This window comes from Sutcliffiella horikoshii, from assembly GCF_020524325.1.
Lineage (GTDB): Bacteria > Bacillota > Bacilli > Bacillales > Bacillaceae_I > Sutcliffiella_A > Sutcliffiella_A horikoshii_D.
Genome location: NZ_JAIVKY010000012.1, coordinates 63,354 through 80,337 on the forward strand (window position 1 = coordinate 63,354; position 16,984 = coordinate 80,337).

At 38.7% G+C, this 16,984-nt stretch carries 22 protein-coding genes and 1 tRNA gene; 9 read left to right on the plus strand and 14 right to left on the minus strand.

Annotated elements, in window-relative coordinates; all coding sequences use genetic code 11:
* Positions 1–55 precede the first annotated feature (55 nt).
* The 5 genes from LC091_RS17765 to LC091_RS17785 all read right to left on the minus strand — a co-directional run bounded on the left by LC091_RS17765 (position 56) and on the right by LC091_RS17785 (position 3,984).
* On the minus strand, positions 56–1,048 hold the full coding sequence (locus LC091_RS17765; RefSeq protein ID WP_226683366.1) for a class I SAM-dependent methyltransferase: 993 nt from the start codon (positions 1,046–1,048) through the stop codon (positions 56–58).
* A 2-nt stretch (positions 1,049–1,050) separates the two neighbouring features.
* Complete coding sequence (locus tag LC091_RS17770) at positions 1,051–2,370, minus strand: FAD-dependent oxidoreductase (protein WP_226683399.1); 1,320 nt, start codon at positions 2,368–2,370, stop codon at positions 1,051–1,053.
* Positions 2,371–2,646: 276 nt separating this feature from the next.
* The gene (locus tag LC091_RS17775; protein ID WP_226683367.1) at positions 2,647–2,868 is read right to left on the minus strand and encodes a hypothetical protein; all 222 of its coding nucleotides are present in this window, start codon (positions 2,866–2,868) and stop codon (positions 2,647–2,649) included.
* Positions 2,869–2,876: 8 nt separating this feature from the next.
* Entirely contained in the window at positions 2,877–3,140 is a 264-nt protein-coding gene (locus LC091_RS17780) for a DUF2164 domain-containing protein (RefSeq protein ID WP_226683368.1), read from the minus strand.
* A 16-nt stretch (positions 3,141–3,156) separates the two neighbouring features.
* On the minus strand, positions 3,157–3,984 hold the full coding sequence (locus tag LC091_RS17785) for a VanW family protein (RefSeq protein WP_226683369.1): 828 nt from the start codon (positions 3,982–3,984) through the stop codon (positions 3,157–3,159).
* A 189-nt stretch (positions 3,985–4,173) separates the two neighbouring features.
* Here LC091_RS17785 and LC091_RS17790 point away from each other — a divergent pair, with 189 nt between their 5' ends.
* Entirely contained in the window at positions 4,174–4,431 is a 258-nt protein-coding gene (locus tag LC091_RS17790; RefSeq protein ID WP_226683400.1) for a transcriptional regulator SplA domain-containing protein, read from the plus strand.
* Positions 4,432–4,446: 15 nt separating this feature from the next.
* Entirely contained in the window at positions 4,447–5,472 is a 1,026-nt protein-coding gene (gene splB / locus LC091_RS17795) for a spore photoproduct lyase (RefSeq protein ID WP_226683370.1), read from the plus strand.
* A gap of 43 nt (positions 5,473–5,515) precedes the next feature.
* Here splB and LC091_RS17800 read toward each other — a convergent pair whose 3' ends face one another.
* Entirely contained in the window at positions 5,516–6,571 is a 1,056-nt protein-coding gene (locus tag LC091_RS17800) for a M42 family metallopeptidase (protein WP_226683371.1), read from the minus strand.
* 206 nt (positions 6,572–6,777) lie between these two features.
* On the opposite strand from LC091_RS17800, the gene LC091_RS17805 reads away from it, so the two are divergent.
* On the plus strand, positions 6,778–7,458 hold the full coding sequence (locus tag LC091_RS17805) for a cobalamin B12-binding domain-containing protein (RefSeq protein ID WP_226683372.1): 681 nt from the start codon (positions 6,778–6,780) through the stop codon (positions 7,456–7,458).
* Positions 7,458–7,997, plus strand: coding sequence for a hypothetical protein (locus LC091_RS17810; protein WP_226683373.1), 540 nt, complete (start codon positions 7,458–7,460; stop codon positions 7,995–7,997). Before LC091_RS17805 ends, LC091_RS17810 begins: the two co-directional genes overlap by 1 nt.
* A 49-nt stretch (positions 7,998–8,046) precedes the next feature.
* Here the strand turns inward: LC091_RS17810 and LC091_RS17815 are convergent, their stop codons facing one another.
* Positions 8,047–9,033 carry a CheR family methyltransferase gene (locus LC091_RS17815; protein ID WP_226683374.1) on the minus strand — a complete coding sequence of 329 codons (987 nt, stop codon included), beginning with the start codon at positions 9,031–9,033 and terminating at the stop codon, positions 8,047–8,049.
* A gap of 663 nt (positions 9,034–9,696) precedes the next feature.
* On the opposite strand from LC091_RS17815, the gene LC091_RS17820 reads away from it, so the two are divergent.
* Together LC091_RS17820 and LC091_RS17825 are read left to right on the plus strand one after the other, a co-directional pair.
* Positions 9,697–10,218, plus strand: coding sequence for a GNAT family N-acetyltransferase (locus tag LC091_RS17820; RefSeq protein WP_226683375.1), 522 nt, complete (start codon positions 9,697–9,699; stop codon positions 10,216–10,218).
* 24 nt (positions 10,219–10,242) lie between these two features.
* Positions 10,243–10,566 (plus strand): CHY zinc finger protein, encoded by a 324-nt coding sequence (locus LC091_RS17825; protein WP_226683376.1) that lies wholly within the window; start codon positions 10,243–10,245, stop codon positions 10,564–10,566.
* 41 nt (positions 10,567–10,607) lie between these two features.
* On the opposite strand, the gene LC091_RS17830 is transcribed toward LC091_RS17825, so the two are convergent.
* Both LC091_RS17830 and LC091_RS17835 read right to left on the minus strand, forming a co-directional pair.
* Entirely contained in the window at positions 10,608–10,970 is a 363-nt protein-coding gene (locus LC091_RS17830; RefSeq protein ID WP_226683377.1) for a rhodanese-like domain-containing protein, read from the minus strand.
* Positions 10,971–11,156: 186 nt separating this feature from the next.
* Positions 11,157–11,546: an S-Ena type endospore appendage gene (locus LC091_RS17835; protein WP_226683378.1), complete on the minus strand. Its 390-nt coding sequence runs from the start codon at positions 11,544–11,546 to the stop codon at positions 11,157–11,159.
* Positions 11,547–11,779: 233 nt separating this feature from the next.
* Between LC091_RS17835 and LC091_RS17840 the strand changes: the two genes are divergently transcribed.
* Complete coding sequence (locus LC091_RS17840; protein WP_226683379.1) at positions 11,780–12,757, plus strand: BMQ_0737 family morphogenetic spore coat protein; 978 nt, start codon at positions 11,780–11,782, stop codon at positions 12,755–12,757.
* 87 nt (positions 12,758–12,844) lie between these two features.
* Here LC091_RS17840 and LC091_RS17845 read toward each other — a convergent pair.
* Positions 12,845–12,916, minus strand: a tRNA-Val gene (locus LC091_RS17845).
* 88 nt (positions 12,917–13,004) lie between these two features.
* Entirely contained in the window at positions 13,005–13,316 is a 312-nt protein-coding gene (locus LC091_RS17850) for a hypothetical protein (RefSeq protein WP_226683380.1), read from the minus strand.
* A 130-nt stretch (positions 13,317–13,446) separates the two neighbouring features.
* On the opposite strand from LC091_RS17850, the gene LC091_RS17855 reads away from it, so the two are divergent.
* Complete coding sequence (locus LC091_RS17855; protein ID WP_226683381.1) at positions 13,447–13,671, plus strand: hypothetical protein; 225 nt, start codon at positions 13,447–13,449, stop codon at positions 13,669–13,671.
* A 74-nt stretch (positions 13,672–13,745) separates the two neighbouring features.
* The gene (locus LC091_RS17860; RefSeq protein ID WP_226683382.1) at positions 13,746–14,297 is read left to right on the plus strand and encodes an HD domain-containing protein; all 552 of its coding nucleotides are present in this window, start codon (positions 13,746–13,748) and stop codon (positions 14,295–14,297) included.
* A 55-nt stretch (positions 14,298–14,352) separates the two neighbouring features.
* On the opposite strand, the gene LC091_RS17865 is transcribed toward LC091_RS17860, so the two are convergent.
* The 3 genes from LC091_RS17865 to LC091_RS17875 all read right to left on the minus strand — a co-directional run bounded on the left by LC091_RS17865 (position 14,353) and on the right by LC091_RS17875 (position 16,968).
* Positions 14,353–15,231 carry a GNAT family N-acetyltransferase gene (locus LC091_RS17865; RefSeq protein WP_226683383.1) on the minus strand — a complete coding sequence of 293 codons (879 nt, stop codon included), beginning with the start codon at positions 15,229–15,231 and terminating at the stop codon, positions 14,353–14,355.
* 92 nt (positions 15,232–15,323) lie between these two features.
* Positions 15,324–15,908 (minus strand): SCO family protein, encoded by a 585-nt coding sequence (locus LC091_RS17870; protein ID WP_226683384.1) that lies wholly within the window; start codon positions 15,906–15,908, stop codon positions 15,324–15,326.
* 64 nt (positions 15,909–15,972) lie between these two features.
* Entirely contained in the window at positions 15,973–16,968 is a 996-nt protein-coding gene (locus tag LC091_RS17875; RefSeq protein WP_226683385.1) for an aliphatic sulfonate ABC transporter substrate-binding protein, read from the minus strand.
* Positions 16,969–16,984: the final 16 nt, after the last annotated feature.

Sequence of the window (16,984 nt, forward strand, 5' to 3'; positions counted from 1 at the left end):
ACAAAAATAGAGCCCAGCTTGGAATTTCTCCAACGTTGAGCTCTTTCATCAAGGTTTACTTCAATTTTGTAAAAGTAATTTGATACCAGCCACCTTCTTTGATAACCGGCTGCATTTTTTCCACTTTAAGCTCTGCCGCATCTGCGAGTTGTTTGAGATCATCCTCGGAAGGCAGAGGGTATAAATTATCGAACGCGGTAAAGAAGCTGTTGAACACACTGGAAAACTGACCACCATGTTTGGAGTTGTGTATAGGAGACACCACAGATAATGTTCCTTTAGGAGGCAACCACTCACTAATCTTCTTAAACAACTCCGTCCGATCATCAGGAGATATATAATGAAGGATGTTGTTTAACATGACAAAATCCACCTTATCTTCTGGAGACCATTTATGAACATCCTCACAAACAATTTCAACCTGTTTTTGCTTTTGACAGTTTTTACTCGCTTCCTCTGCTACATCCTCATTAAGTTCGATTCCAAGCATCTGCGCTTTCGGGAACTTTTGCGAAAGCTTTAACAAATAGCCTCCGCTACCACACCCGACATCTACCACCGTATTTGGCTTGGCTTTTTTCATTACCTTCATCACTCTAGGAATAGCCAGCTGCTCTAAAAGGGAAGAGGTTTGCGCAACAACCATTCCATGTTCTTTTTGATTAAATTGTTCTTTCTTTTCTGTCTTCATCATTTTTGGGTACTTGATTAAGGTCGGAATATGAAGTTCCATCATCTCTTTTAGAAGCACCCCGGTAGACCGAGGGTTATGTTTACTCGAAGGAACCATGAATTTTTTCACGGTTTGGTAACGCTCCTTCGATTTCTTTTTCAAATATCCTATCACGCCGCCTACTTCTACCCATCTTTTCAATAGGTCTTCTTTTAGTTCGTGTTCTTTCGCAACTTCCATGATTGTCTTAGGTTTTTTAAATGCTTCAAATAAATCTAGCTCATACCCAACATAGGCATGCCAACTATATAGGAAGGGTAAGTTTCGCTTCATATACCCTCGTGCTTTAAAAAGTCTCACATATTCACTTATCATACCTATGCTTCCTCCTTATTTTTCCATGGGTAATCTTCTTCTTCCGTAAAGAAATGACGGCGGTCTATCTTCCGTTCATCCCGTTCCTTCCTTTTAGGGACTACTCCAGACTGAATGACCCTGTCCACTATGGATTCCTTCCAAATTCCCAAACCAGAAATATTCAGCATATGTTTAATATGAAGAACGGGATCATTTGTCAGCTGATCCATAACTTTGCTTCTCCACGTCACAAAAGACTTGAGCGGTCGGGAATAAGCCAAGGCGGAAAGATGACTTAATTTCAATACATGACGGACCCTTGGTCTTCTTACATCTTCATAAAAAGATAGATAATCCGGGGAATGATTATCTTTGTCGTACATCCAACAGAGGAGCTCTCCAAGAACGTCTCCATCCTGAATCGCCAAATTCATTCCCTCTCCTGCCATCGGATGCACGCTATGTGCGGCATCTCCAAGCAAAGCTATGTTGCCTTTCACATAGTTTGAAACATGATAATGTACCGGGATCATAAGCTGAATTTTTTTCCAAGAATCTATTTTTTGCACGAAACCATCCAGCTCCGGGCAAAGTTCTAAGTATTTTTGGTAAAAGGATTCTAGCCCTTCTTCTATCATTTGTTTATATGACCCCTTTGGAATTAAATAGACGCTGCGTACTAGATTATCCGGCAAAGGGAAAAGTCCTAAGAAGGTATCATCTGTAGAGATGATCTTCCCTTCTGTCATGCTTTCAGGCCTTGGAAACGTGACAGTCAAAAAATGATGGTCATATTTCTTTTCCTTTTTCGGCACTTCCATCATTTCACGGACCTTGGATTTCCGCCCTTCTGCACTAACATAATAATCTGCTTCTAGCAGTACCTCTTCCTTATCCATTCTCACCTTAGCCTTGGTGCCTTCAAAGCCCATAAACCGGCCAGGCTGTATATATTTAAAGGAAGGATATTTCTGTGCTTCCTCAAGTAGAATCGTTTTTAAGGTTTCATGGGGGATCATCAATGCATAGTTATACGGGTCCGGAAGTATGTTATAACTCATTGATTGGATAGGCTGTTTGGTTTTTTTATCGAGCTTCTTCTTCTCTATCAACTCAATATGGTTAATTTTATGTCCATGTTGCAACACCTTTGGAAGAATGCCATTTTTCTCAAAAATTTGTATCGTCTTTGGCTGCACTAATTCTCCCTTGTACATGTGGGGGCTCCCTTTCACCTGTTCCACAACCGTGACACCAACACCACACTTCGCAAGCTTAAGCGCAACCGTCAAACCGCCAACACCGCCCCCAATCACCAACACATTCGCCTTCAACACCATCACCACCTATACTCATTTCATTCCACTAAACCAACAAAGCAAAACTTGACAACTCTCTGGAGGAGAGAGGTTTATGAAAAAAAATCCTTCAGGGGGTCAGACCCCTGAAGGATTTTTGAGAACGATGTCGAAGCGACGTTGCGCCGCTTGAGGGAAAGCTTGAGAGGTAGCGCTTGAAGGATGGCCTTTGCAGCGTAATCGCAGCTTGATGTCAGCAATAAAGGCCCTAAAAACGGAATCGGGCGATTTTCAGAAATTACGGGCGAATTCTGAGATTTACGGGCGATTTCGAACCACTTTCGGGCGATAATTTGCGTTTACGGGCGATTTTTCAGATTTACGGGCGAAAATAGAAAAATACGGGCGATTCCCTTTAATTGTAAAAAACTCACACCCAAAATCGCCTCCAATTTTCAAAAAATCCAAAATCAAAAAAACAACCTCTTCGGCCCCATCAGCCGAAGAAGTTGTTCCCTTCCAGAAAAACCAACATTCCAACAAACCCCTTATCTGTATCTGCCGCCCCCAGTAGAGCGTTTCAACGCCTCGATGTCCTCTTCAACGGACCCCCAACGTTCTTCCACCAGTGCCTTCGCATCCGCAATACCCTGATTATAATAGTAAGGCCCCAGTTCCTTCATAAAGATGTCCAGCAGCAGATCGGCACCTAACTCGCCAATCTCTTCGTCTCGCTCTTCTTCGAAATATGCCTGGATCCTGCCTATCATTAGATCTTTTATTTCTTTTGGAATAGAGATCAATTTTAACACACCCTTATGTACGTAATTAGCCGCTTTGTTCTGTTGCTTCTAAAAGAGGCTCATACATCATAATAGCATGATTTTCTGTTACATATTGGTCATCTATCTCTTTTCCCGTAAGGTTCAATACTTTGCGATGGATGATGTTATGGCGCAGATAACCTCCCCAATAAGCAGAAGTGATGCTGTGGTCTTTTTCATACACCTTGTATTTGACAAGTGGAAGATTCGCAGACCTCCATTCACCAACCAAGAAGTCTCCTTCCATTCTGACCTTTAATTGAAAAGCTTGGTCTGTATCATTTCTCACCTGCAAATCCAGATAATTATAGGAGCAAGTTGCACCACTGCCAAAAGGTTGCGTTCTCCTAGAATCAGGAAAGACATCAAAACTGTGGCGATATCGTTCTGTCACAGTAAGCGGTGTGTGCAATGTCATCCAATATATAAGGTTTGACAACTGACACAAGCCTCCTCCAAGACCTGGCTTAAACGTGCCATAAAAAAGAACCATCCCATCAACATACCCTTTGCTCTTCGTCGGTTTGCCAATCAACTTCCAATAGGAAAAAGTTTCACCTGGTCGAACGACAACCCCATTCAGTTTTTGAACAGCAATCTTCAAATTTATTACCTTGTTGTGCTGGTACCACATATCCACGTTCTTTAGTTTTCTAAGCGTCGGCGTTTTATGTAAAAAAACTTGATATGGCAATTCTTCCTCTGTCTTCTCCGCTGAATAACTCTTATTTCCTGTCTTCCATTCTAACCACCGCTTAAGTATGTAAAATTGAGTTCCAAGCCAAATGCGCAATTTCGACCTTTTTTTTGGTCGCAAATCCACATGATTCATTACATAACCTCCTCCAAGTTTCCCCTAAAAGATTAGACGGAAAACGCCTACCATTTGTTTCAAAATATTCCAAAAATATTTTTACATTATTTCTCAAGGATATTTTCCCCGATACATTTAACACTAATGTTAGATCTATATGCTCTATTAACCAAAAATAAACGAACCAACTTAAAGCAGGTGACTAACATGGAACCATACCAACAAGCTCAGTCGTCTTCCTTACAAGAAGGAGATGTCGTATACCTTTTTTATCGAAATCCTCATACACAGAATGTAGCATCGATCCAACAGGCAAGCGTTATGGCAAATCCATACGAGGAGGGGCAACTTTCCATCTTTCTCTATGATACGTACTATCCATTGTCAGATGAGTTTGTCTTTTTCACTTCATTAGAAGAAGCAGAAGCATTATATAACGATTATTTTGGTCCAACATTCGAATAAAAAGGGGGGCAATACATGAAACCGTTTGTTCCACAGCTTGTATATATTGAACCGCGAGCCCTTGACTATCCACTAGGAGTGGAGTTAAAGGAAAAATTTGAATCAATGGGTCTTGAAATCCGTGAGACCACTTCCCACAACCAAATAAGAAACCTGCCTGGAGATAATGATTTTCAAAAATACCGGACAGCTAAATCCACATTGGTTGTAGGAGTAAGGAAAACATTGAAGTTTGATTCATCCAAGCCTTCCGCTGAATATGCCATACCTTTTGCTACAGGTTGTATGGGTCATTGTCATTATTGCTATTTGCAGACAACCATGGGAAGCAAACCTTATATCCGAACTTATGTGAACTTGGATGAAATCTTTGATGCTGCTGATAAATACATGCAAGAACGAGCACCTGAAATCACGAGATTTGAAGCGTCTTGTACTTCCGATATAGTAGGTATTGATCATTTGACTCATTCTTTAAAGAAAGCGATTGAATATTTTGGTAAATCTGACCATGGCTTGCTTAGATTCGTGACAAAATTCCATCATGTTGATCATTTACTTGATGCAGATCATCGTGGAAAAACAAGGTTTCGTTTCAGCGTGAATGCTGATTACGTCATAAAGAACTTTGAACCTGGAACCTCTTCTTTGGATTTGAGAATAGAAGCCGCCGCCAAAGTAGCAGGGGCAAACTATCCTCTTGGATTTATCGTTGCACCAATTTACTTGCATGAAGGCTGGGAAGAGGGATATAAAACGTTATTTCAAAAGCTGTATGATAAACTTCCCGCACATGCGACTGAAGACCTCACCTTTGAATTAATACAACACCGATTCACTAAACCAGCCAAGAGGGTCATCCAACAAAACTATCCGATGACAAAGCTTGAGTTAGATGAAGCAAAGCGCCAATATAAATGGGGGCGTTATGGAATTGGGAAGTATGTATATACGAAAGATGAAGCAACAGAGATTAAAGAAACCTTGTCTGAGTATATCCACTCTTATTTCCCTCAGGCTCGGATTGAGTATTTTACGTAAAGAAACGGCCCACGATCATGTAAATCGTGGGCCGTTCTTCACATTAGTACTCCACCATCACCGACAACAAGTAATGGTAAATCAACTTTTCCGTGTTTTCAATCGAGCTTGCGTGAGTTCGCTCAAAAGCATGGGATGATTCTATTCCAGGGCCAATTAGTCCGTGGATGATGTCGTGACCGGAACGAATGGCAGCAGAAGCGTCTGAGCCGTAATACGGATAAATATCCACTTTGTAATCCACTTCGTTTTTCTTTGCGAGTTCAACAAGATGTTTTCTTAGTCCATAATGATATGGTCCGCTGGAATCTTTTACGCAGATAGATACTGTGTATTCATCTGATGATTGCCCGTCTCCGAGTGCCCCCATATCCACCGCAAGGTATTCCACAGTTTCTGGGGTGATATTAGAGTTACCGCCATAGCCGATTTCTTCATTATTAGAAATTAAAAAGTGTGTAGTATATGGAAGGGTAATTTTTTCAGACTGAATGAATTTGATTAGTTTTAGTAAAATAGCCACACTTGCTTTATCATCCAGATGCCTGGATTTTATGTAGCCGCTCTCTGTAATTTGTACCCTCGGATCGAATGAAACAAAGTCTCCTACTTCAATTCCAAGTGCTCTAACTTCGTCTGCATTGGTGACTTTTTCATCGATGCGAACTTCGATATTGTCATCGTTTCTTGGTGCATCTCCGGCATTTTTATATACGTGAACAGAAGTTTGATGCATCAGGATGGTTCCGGAATACACTTTTCCTGAAGAAGTTTCAATTTCGCAATATTCCCCTTCAACGGAGTTCCAGCGAAATCCACCTATGGTAGTAAGCTTCAATCTTCCGTTGGATTTTACCTCTTTAACCATCGCTCCTAATGTGTCTACATGGGCTGTCAGCATGCGATGTTCTTTGTCATTGGTTCCTTTAATGGAAGCAATTAAGCCTCCCTTTCGGTTTCGTACTGTTTCTACCCCGCACTCACTAAGGTACTTTTCAACAAAACCTATTACTTTCTCGGTATTGCCTGAAGGGCTAGGAATCGAAACAAGTTCTTTGATTAAAGAGAAGGTTTCTTGTACATTTGATTGATAAGTCATTGTGACACTTCCTTTGCTACTAATATTTACCTCTATTAAGCATAAGAGAAAATCCTTGTCTTGTATAGTCCGGTGTCAAGGTAATTTTAATCCTATAATCAGGCAACTGATAGACAGAAAAAGGCATTTCAAGGAAGAAGCATTTGATTTTACGGAAAATATAGTATACTGTTGGTAATTACTATGTTTGGAATAGGAGGGGTCAAATGAATGAAATCTCCAAGAAACTATCACAATTCCTTCTTGAAAAAAATGTTGCCTCCGGTTGGTCTTGTGTAAATGATACGATAGATCAAGGCTACAATAGTGCGTTTATATATGATTTTATCCTTCGTGACGCCATGTATCGCATTGGCGAGATGTGGGAGGAAAATAAAATTTCTGTTGCTCATGAGCATTTGGCGACAGGCACATGTGAGCTGATATTAACAAAATATCATTTGGAAAAATTAAATGATAGACTTATAGAAGAGAACTCCCCTTCCCCACGTGCCATGTTTTTCTGTGTTGAAGGTGAAGAACATGATTTGGGATTGAAAATGGCCTCGTCCCTATTTGAAGAATATGGTTGGGATGTGTATGATCTTGGTTCGAACTTACCATTGGACTATGCAGAATACAGCCTAAAAAAATGGCAGCCAAATGTTGTATGTATTTCTGTCTCCATTAGACATCACCTTCCTAAACTGAAAGAAACAATTGAAAGACTGCAAAATATCAGCCCTGGCACCACTTTCATAGTTGGAAGCCGCTTGCATGCGGAATCTGCCTTTCGGTCATGCTGTACTGCGGAAACTCTCATTGCTAAGGATACATCCTTCCTTTTTCAATGGTTGGAAAATTATAGAAAAGAAGCCGGAATGATCAATAAAGGAGTGCTTCTTTAATGTACCGGATTCCCGTCCCATATTTTAAATTGACTGAGGACTTTGAAATTATGAATGTTTCCCAGTCAGTTACCCACATTTTCTATCCAGTAACATCCTTTCTAGACTTGGTGGATTGGGATAGTAAAACAAAGTTTAAACAAATAAAGACCAATCCTTCACCAGGAGTAATGGAACTTAACTTAAAAACAACAGACTCACCTACAACACTGTTCACTGTATATTTTCATTATCATCAGAAAGAAAAGATTATTCATTTGGTTTGTATGAATGAAACATCTGCTTTTCAACATGTCCAGTTGGAATTTCAACAATGGCGTAAGCAACTAGAAAATAATGATTGGAATGAAGTTGTTGAGACAAACGCACAACCTGATATTTCCACTAAATTCCATAAAAAGCAAGCAGAAAGAAAGATCTCCACAATCAATGATTTACTTGGAATTATTCAAGATGATTTATCAGAAGTTGGAAAGTTAGAATATATTAAATTAATACAGTCTGAGCTAGAAGATATTAAAGGTCTTCTCCGCTCTTAAATAAATAGAATAACCCCCGCCAAATAATTGACGGGGGTTTTCTGTATGCCTATTGTTCATCCGCTAGAAAGTTTTCGATAGCCATCTCCAGCTTAGTCATCTCTTTAAGCATAGCAGCAGCATATTCTTCTTTATAGAACTCCTGCTTTTTAATAATTTGAAGCAATCCCTTAACGAAAAGGATTGGATGATACGAATCGATCTTAAGCGTCTCGTACTTATCTTCATACTCGAAATGGATGTCCTCGAGTTTCACTTGTAAATTAGCAATACGCTCTTTTGCTTGGAGCAGTTCTTCATTTAGCAACTGTAACTCTTTCTCTTCTTGGCTTTTTTCCTGGATAGCATGGAGACCCGCATCTTCACTGCGTTTCCGGTCCCCCACTTCTTGCTTTATATATATCTTCCACTTTTTATTGATCGCATGAAAAAGCTCTTTACTATCGCCTATAGATCCTGATTGCCCCAGAAACAAATATCCATCTTCATTAAGAGAATGATGGAACGACGAAATAATCCGCTGTTGTTGTGTGGGCTGAAAATAATGCAATACATTTCTGCAACTGATAAAGTCTAAATTATGAAATCCAGGGTCTTTTGCGATGTTGTGAGGAGCGAATATGATATTCTCCCTTATCGATTTTTTCACCACATAAAAATCCTGCTTCTTATCAAAATACTTATTAAGAATGTCAGATGGAACATTTTCAAAAGCCGTTTCAGGATATACTCCCGCACCAGCAATCTTTACAGAATCATAATCCAAATCCGTAGCGTAAATCTTGAATTCCATCTCCATTTTCGCATTCATTGATTCTATCGTCTCTTTTAACAAGATCGCTAAAGAATAAACTTCTTGTCCAGTGGAGCACCCTGCAATCCAAATTTTCATCTCATTTTCAGACAAATCCAGCTTCTTTTTCAAAATGGTTGCAAAAACTTGTTTTTGGATGAGATCAGCCAATTCACTATTCCTAAGGAATTCTTCTGCACTACTTGTTGGTTGCTTCAAATCTTGTAAGTTTTGACTTAACATATCTAGTCTCCCTATTAATTGTTCAACTGCTTCTCTATATCTTTTTTCTATTTTACCAAATTTCAAAAGAATTCTGTAAAAAATTTTTCCTACAAAAATCGAGTTTTATTTTACAAGCTTGACTTTAATCAGATATATTGTATAATAAGAGATTGGGTACACACCCATCATATTAGTAACTTGATATAGAAAGGAAGAACGTTATGACATTCTTAAGCAATACCAACGTGTCACAAGGATGCACTGGCGTTCCATATAGTTTTTTCACAGAGGCTTAATCGATCTGGCACGGCCTAGGAGCCGTAAGGACGTATGAGAGGTAGGGCTTACGTTGTTTAAGTAAGGGAAACTACCATGGAATTATACCGCGGCAAACGAATATAATACTTTTATGTCATTTATAAATCATGTCCATGTAGCAGGACAACTTATAATGCTTGTGATGAAGCAAGTTACTAATTGCGCTATACATCATATAATTAGCGCCTTTAAACGAAATAAAAAAGAAAAGCAAGTCGTCCCTCGTGATGACTTGCTTTTCTTTTTGTGTACTGAAATTTGAAACTTTTGTAAATCACCTGTATAATAATATGCTGATTGTCAATTATGCTCGGAAAATAACTATATTTGTAGATTTTTTTATAGATTTTAAGGAGGAATTAGATGTCTTTCACAAGCTTATTCATGGCCGAAGAAGAGACAAGAGATAAAGAAGAAATCAAACAGGAACTGGATGATTTGGAATTCCAAATGTTCCGCATGAAAGAAAACATGAAAGAAATCGCCAAAAAGTGGCAAGTAATCGGCATCGATCAAACAAAAGACGATAACTGGGTAGTCGTTTACACAAACTACGATAATAACTCCTGTAAGATTATGCTTAATGATTGCGAATCGGCTTATCGAGGCCAGTGGGATTTCTCCATTCAGGCCACGTACAAAGAGGACGATACCATTTTTATAGGCGATATAAAAGGACCGGAAAACAAAGGATATGGTTCTATCTGCATGAATTATCTTAAAGAAGTTGCCAAGGATCAAAATATCCATTCTATTATCGGGGACATCGCAAAGCGTGATTGGGACCATGTAGACCGTTTAGTTCATTTCTATGAAAAACATGATTTTCAAGTGGAAATAGATGAAAAAAATATGTCTGGTGAAATAGTTTGGCAACCATACTAATTTAAAAGGAAAGGGACGATTGGAATGACCGTTCAAGTACTCGGAAAGACTGTAGATGATCAGACACGTTGTATCCATTACCATTCTCTTAAGGACATTATCGCCATTAAATTTCATTGCTGCGGGGAATATTATCCTTGCTATCAATGTCACAAAGAGCATGCAGATCATCCTAATAGCATCTGGCCAAAAGAGAAGTTCCACACCAAAGCTGTTGTCTGTGGAGATTGCAAATTCGAGATGACGATTCACGAGTACTTAAACAGCCATTCTATATGTCCAAAATGCTCTTCCCTATTCAATCCAGGATGCGAAAACCATCACCACCTATACTTCGAGAAAAAGTGATGGTAAGTGAAAAACCACAGTGCTAAACTGTGGTTTTTCACTTATACCGTTTTTAATTTATGACACTTACATGTCGCCCCAATAATTTCATATCCTACTACCTTGATTCCTTTATTCATCAAAAATCGGACACTTATGTTCTTTTCCAGATGACTGGATGCAACGATTATTACACTTTCCCCTTTTAATTCTTTATAATTTCTCTGTAGATAGGCAACAGGAATATTAACAGCATTTGGGAATGTGGTATGGACATAATTAAAATCCCTTACATCAATGATTTTAAATGCATCAGTTTCCATAATTTCTATAGCCTTCAAGCATTTCACACCAAACACAGGCACATACCTTTTATATAAATAAATGAAAATAGCAGTTAGTACCAAGCCGAAAGAGAGTATCAACGTCTATTCCTCCAGAGTTACAGGTTGTTCGATAAGTATATACTCCCACGGGTATATAGTCAACTTCAAGGCATTACAAAAGGTGAATCAATGCGTCCCTTTACTTTTTAGGTTCATTGACTCACCTTTAGATTTATTAACGTTGTAAAATAAATCTATACAACTATAAACACTTTTTATACTAGGTTATACTTTATAACGAGGAGTGATACAAATTTCACCGCTAATAGGCAAAGCTGTTGTTCCTCCAGTAGCCCGAATAGTATCAAAGCGTCCAAGTGTGAATGTAGTACACCCTCCTGCTGGAATAGCCAAATTACGAACAATAACTCCCCCCGTACCGTCTGTAGCAGCACCTCTTACAAACTCAATAGTTAAGAGAGAATTCCCACAATTTCTGATAGTTCCAGATGCTAATAAAAACTCACAATTATTAGCATTGGTAGAATAAACTACCGCTGGAGATCCAGCTACTGTAAACTCACAGCAAAGCTTATCTTGTACTAAACATTTTTCGTGACAACAACTAAAACAACAGGAGTCTTTATGACCCGACTTACATGAACATGAACTCATCCAATAACCTCCAATATAATAATTACCTGATATTAAGGCTTTTAAGACAAAGGTCTTACCACCTCTTCTTTAGTAAATGCGACAATATTATTGGATGTGTATCAGACTCCGTATTTTTTTCGGCCTATTTTTATTCCAATGTTTATTAAATATTTTCATAAAAACCATGCACTTCTTAAGTACATATAGGCGTATGGGTGCATACCATATCATAAATTTAGCCTGAGGGGGAAATGAACAATATGAAGTGCAAAGAAATATCAAGTCCTTATTGTATTAAGGTCCCTAAAATATATGATTGGATTAATAAAACCGCCTTCATTAATCTTAAAGAAGAAATTTCGCTTGATGACAAAATAGAGTCTGATTTTTTGTGTTGCGAATTTCATATTCCTTGCTCCTCAGAAAAGAAAACCACATTATGGACATCATCAGGTATTCGACGTATCGGAGGTTCCATTTGTATTACATTTTGCGGATGCGGTCCGCTTGAGGTATTTATTAATGATAGGAAAGTCAGCAGCGTACTAGACGGAAGTTCGTATATCGCTACCTTTTCCGACATCCGTTCTGTTGAAGTACTGTGTAAAGGGTCTAAGAACAACGAAACATCCTGTTCAGGGGAGTTTAAGATCACTTTGCACTATGATTCAGGATTAGATTGTCATTTTACTTCTTACAAAGATATAGCATATGTTGACTGCTTTTTATCCGACTGCAATGGTAAACCGATAGGAATTGAAGACAAATGCAATCTAGATTGTCATGTATTAACACAACATGATCAACGAACAGATATTCATTTGGAAACTAAAAAAGGTGATATCTCCTTACAAAAAGTGGATTTACTTAAACGAGGCTATATCACCGTTCAAGCTTTTAATAAAAAGAACCAATTATGCCTTCAGTGTACGTTCCCTTTTTCAAAAGTGGAAACTGTTTTCCTTTGCGCCCCACCTGGTACTGAAATAGAATGCGAAATAACCTCAGTTGATTGCAAAGCATACGTTCTTCCTTCTTCTCACAAGAAAAAATGTGTTGATGTAATTATTACCCTTTTAATTTGTCAAAGTATTATCTCGGTTGCAGATGTAAAGTTAGAGATTCTTGCAAACACTTGTGAACCTCGACAAGATATTACTGAAACTTGTCCAGCACCTGCTTCTCCCAGAGACTGCTCTGTTTTACTTTCCAAACACCTCCCCTCTTAATGAAGGATGGTGTTTGGTTTCATATATTACTATTTTGACAGACAGAATAAAAAAAGCACATTCATTATGAGAATGTACTTTAATCGATGATCTGAGAGGGATTCGAACCCCCGACCCCTACCCTGTCAAGGTAGTGTTCTCCCACTGAACTATCAGATCTAGTATGCGACTGTAAATATTATTATAGATAGTCCATTCTTGTTTGTAAAGAAATTTGTAATAAGAAAAACCGCCAAAACGCAGACGGTTATACTTCCATTCTTTTTTCTTTCCTTCCCGAAGCAAAAGCATCAATCATTAGTATAATGGCTGTAACTGTATGCAGCACCCAACCAAGCAAAAAAACCCAGCCTAAACAAGAAGCAACAATCCCCCAAATACTACCGTGAAACTTCTGCCCTTCTTTTGCACTAAACACTAACGTAATGATATGTAAAATCAACATAAGGCCCAATGGAGAATAACCAAACCCCATCACAGTTAGACCCCCAAGAACAGGAATAGCCAAAAACGCCTCCATTCCACCTGTAACCCACTTTAACGTAGTAGATGGTTTCACAAAATCACCTTCCTTTCCTATATTTCAAGTATATTCTTTACTCCCCAAAAAACAACCAGAATATACGTTCGTATTTTTATTGAATATAAAACATACGTTCGTATATAATAATGGTAAGGAGCTGATGATAATGAGCCGAATGCTCGAATGGTATATGAATTCAAGAAGACCTATTGAAATAATCTATATGTCCAAAGATGGATCTATCACGCAAAGATCCTTACTGGTGTTGGACATTAGTAAGAATAACGTAACGGCATTCTGTTACCTCCGCAATCAAAAAAGAACGTTTCTGTTAGAAAATATATTATCCTATCGTCCCTTAATAAAAACGTACAAGAATGAGGTTATATAAACGTTTCTCTTGCACACTTTTCCTCATATATGATATTCTATAAAGAAACACATTTTTACAGGAGGGAGATATTAATGAGAGAAGTAACACTTACAGATATTTTTACACACCCTATTACACAGAAGTACTTGAAGCGCTCCGGAGTTGCACATGCCCTTGAAGTGGCCAACCATGCCTTTCATTTGGCCTTTAAGTATAATGTAAGCGTAGATTTGGCTACGAAAGCCGCCCTTCTGCACGATATTGGACATTATGAATGGTATCGCCAAGGAAAATGGGACTATGAGCTTTACAGAGAAAATGATATCCATGCAATTAAGGGAGCAGAACGTGCCCACAAGTTATTGATTCGCTTGGGAGAAAACCCGCAAAATGCTAAAAAGATTTCTGTTGCAATCCTATTGCATACAGATTCCTACCTGCCTGAAATTGACGTCAAGAGAAGTCCTTTACAAAAAGTAGTGAAGCTTGCAGACGAAATGGATGAGGAAAAAGGCGGAAACCACCACTATAAACAAATTGATAAATCCACTGCGCTTGAAAAAATTAACTACCTTGATCAACTCGTCGAACATTACCTCCCAAAACAACAACTATCATCACCTTCACAGGAACAATCAATGTAATCTATAAGAGGTAGCCGATGCTGCCACCTCTTCACTTGCAAATTTTTGAAAACCTTTACTTGGCAAGATAATATTCATACCCACCTACCACCCTAAATCCAGTATTCTCATAGAGCTTTATTGCTCCTTCATTTTTCACGTCCACATCCAACCTTATAGCTTTTTCAGGATATCTAATTTTAATGTCGCTTACTATTTTCTCAATTATCGCACGGCCGTAACCTTTTCCCCTATGGGTCGGAGTAATCGCATATGCGCTTAAATACAATGATTTCTCTTCATGACTTACTGTTATTGTCGCGATGGGAGTGGTATCTATATGGACAAGAAATAGCTCGAATCCCGGATTTAGAGTATTACGTTCAATTAGGCTTTTCAAATTTTCATCCGTAGGCGCAACATCAAATCCGTCCGATAAAAGTCTCAATATTATGGCTGTTTCAGAAAGATTGGCTTTTTTAATGGACATGTTTTGCAGAAGACAATCGTATTTTTTGTGGTATTTTTCATGGTACTCCATGGTGAACTTAGAATACACGTAGGTCGCTTCCATTTTTAACGCAAGGTGAATTGCCGCGTCAGACATTGCAGGACAAACAAAAAGCACTTCGTTTGCATCACGTGCCGATGTGATTTCCTTTGCACTTTCAAGTAACCCGCTAAACATCCCTTGGTTTCTGTATTGTGGATGGATCATTCCCGCAAGCTCCATCTTTTTCGGATCAATGAAAGAAAACAACCCTAAAAACCCAATTAATTCTTCTTTCTCCCGTGCCAAAATTAAATAAAGATGGGTGCAGCCCCCTTTTTGAAACATAGATAAATTTATACTGGTACTTATTTCAAAGCCATCAAAAGATTCGCATGTTTCCAGGAGTTCAACAACTTCTTGATATTCCTTTTTAGACAGGTTGTTTGTTTTTGTTATTTCCATCGTTTGCCCCCATTTTTTTCATGCTTTTCTAAAACACAAAACACCCATATGACATTATATGAGTGTTAAAGGCAAAACGTAATAATCCGATGTTAATCTGTAACTTTTTCCAAGTCTTCCACAATTTCTTCTAACGGCACATCCAAGCCACTATAGGACTCTCGTACAAATCCTTCTTTATCCACTAAGAAGATACTTGTACTGTGCATATATTGATCCGAACCGTCTTCTTTTGAAGCCGGCACCATAAACGATACATTCGCAAATCGCTCTATCGTTTCCTGGTCATAACCTGTGACAAAATCCCATGTCTGATAATCAGCTTCATACAAATTCCCATATTCCTTTAAAGCTTCCGGGGTATCCTCCTCAGGGTCGATGCTAAATGAAACAATTGGCACTTCAACTCCCGCATCTTTCATTTCTCGCTGCACCCTTGCCATATTGGCCGTCATCGGAGGACAAACCGTATCACAGTTAGTAAAAATAAAATTAGCTAACCAAAATTCCCCTTCATGTTTAGAACTGGTAAAGGTCTGTTTATCTTGATTTACTCCATCAAGCTCTCCAACCTCAAGTTTCATTGAAAATTCTTCATCTAAATTAACTTCACTGCTTCCACAACCAGCCAGAGAAAAAAAGATTACAAATGATAATATTGGCCAAAGTCTTTTCAAGGATATTCCTCCAAACTCATAAAAAAGTGTCGAGACCATTATAGCCCGACACTCTTATGAAATTCTAGTTAACAAATTGTGAATCAATGAAATCTTTAAAGTCAGGCTTTTCCTTCAAGAATTTAAGTTCAAATGATGAGTTTGCAAATTCCTGCACCACTTCTGCATCTACTTCATGAGTGAAGCGAATTCTTTCCCAAGCAGAATCAATCACTTCTTTTGAAAGTTCTTGGTTCGTCAGCTCCTTAATAGAACGGATTGCTATTTCTTTTGCTTCTTCTGGGTTTTCCGAAATGAAGTCCACTGACTCTTGATGCGCATCCACTAAACTTTGTACAAGCTCTTTATTTTCATCAATCAGCTTCCCACTTGTTACAAAAATGGTATTTGGTAACGTAGTACCGAAAGAAATTTCACTACTATCAACTAAAATGTTAGCTCCATGCTCGATGGACAATAAGGAAGCCCATGGCTCAGGAACTGCTGCTGCATCAACACTTTCCGCTTCAAACATTCCGGCATATTGTGCAGGATTTCCAGTAACATGCTTCATACTTCCGCCAATACGAGCGGAGGAAAGACCGTAGTCTTGTAAGAATGTTTCCATTTGAACGTCATGCGTACAACCAACTCCAGGCGTGATAAACGTGGCACCATCAAGCCCCTCTACAGAAGTAATGCCACTTTCCTTGCTTGCAATGATGACCGTTCCACCAGAAGAAGCTCCAGCTACCACTTTCACATCTGCTCCGCTCACATAATTGTTCATTGCTGGACCAGGACCAACTAAACCCGCTTGAATGTCCCCTGTTTTCAATGCCGTCATAAATGCGCCACCATCAGGGAAGGTCTTGTATTCGACTTCATACTTGTCGCCCAAAGCTTCTTCGTACAAAGCTTTCTCTCGAGCAACCATTGCTGGCACGTGATCAATATTAGGAAAATATCCAATAACCACTTTCTCTTTGCCATTTGATCCACTTGTGCTGGAACCGCAACCAGTAAGGACCCCCATTGCTAATAAAAATAATGCACTAATAATTAACCAACCTTTTTTCATTTCTTTTCCTCCCATA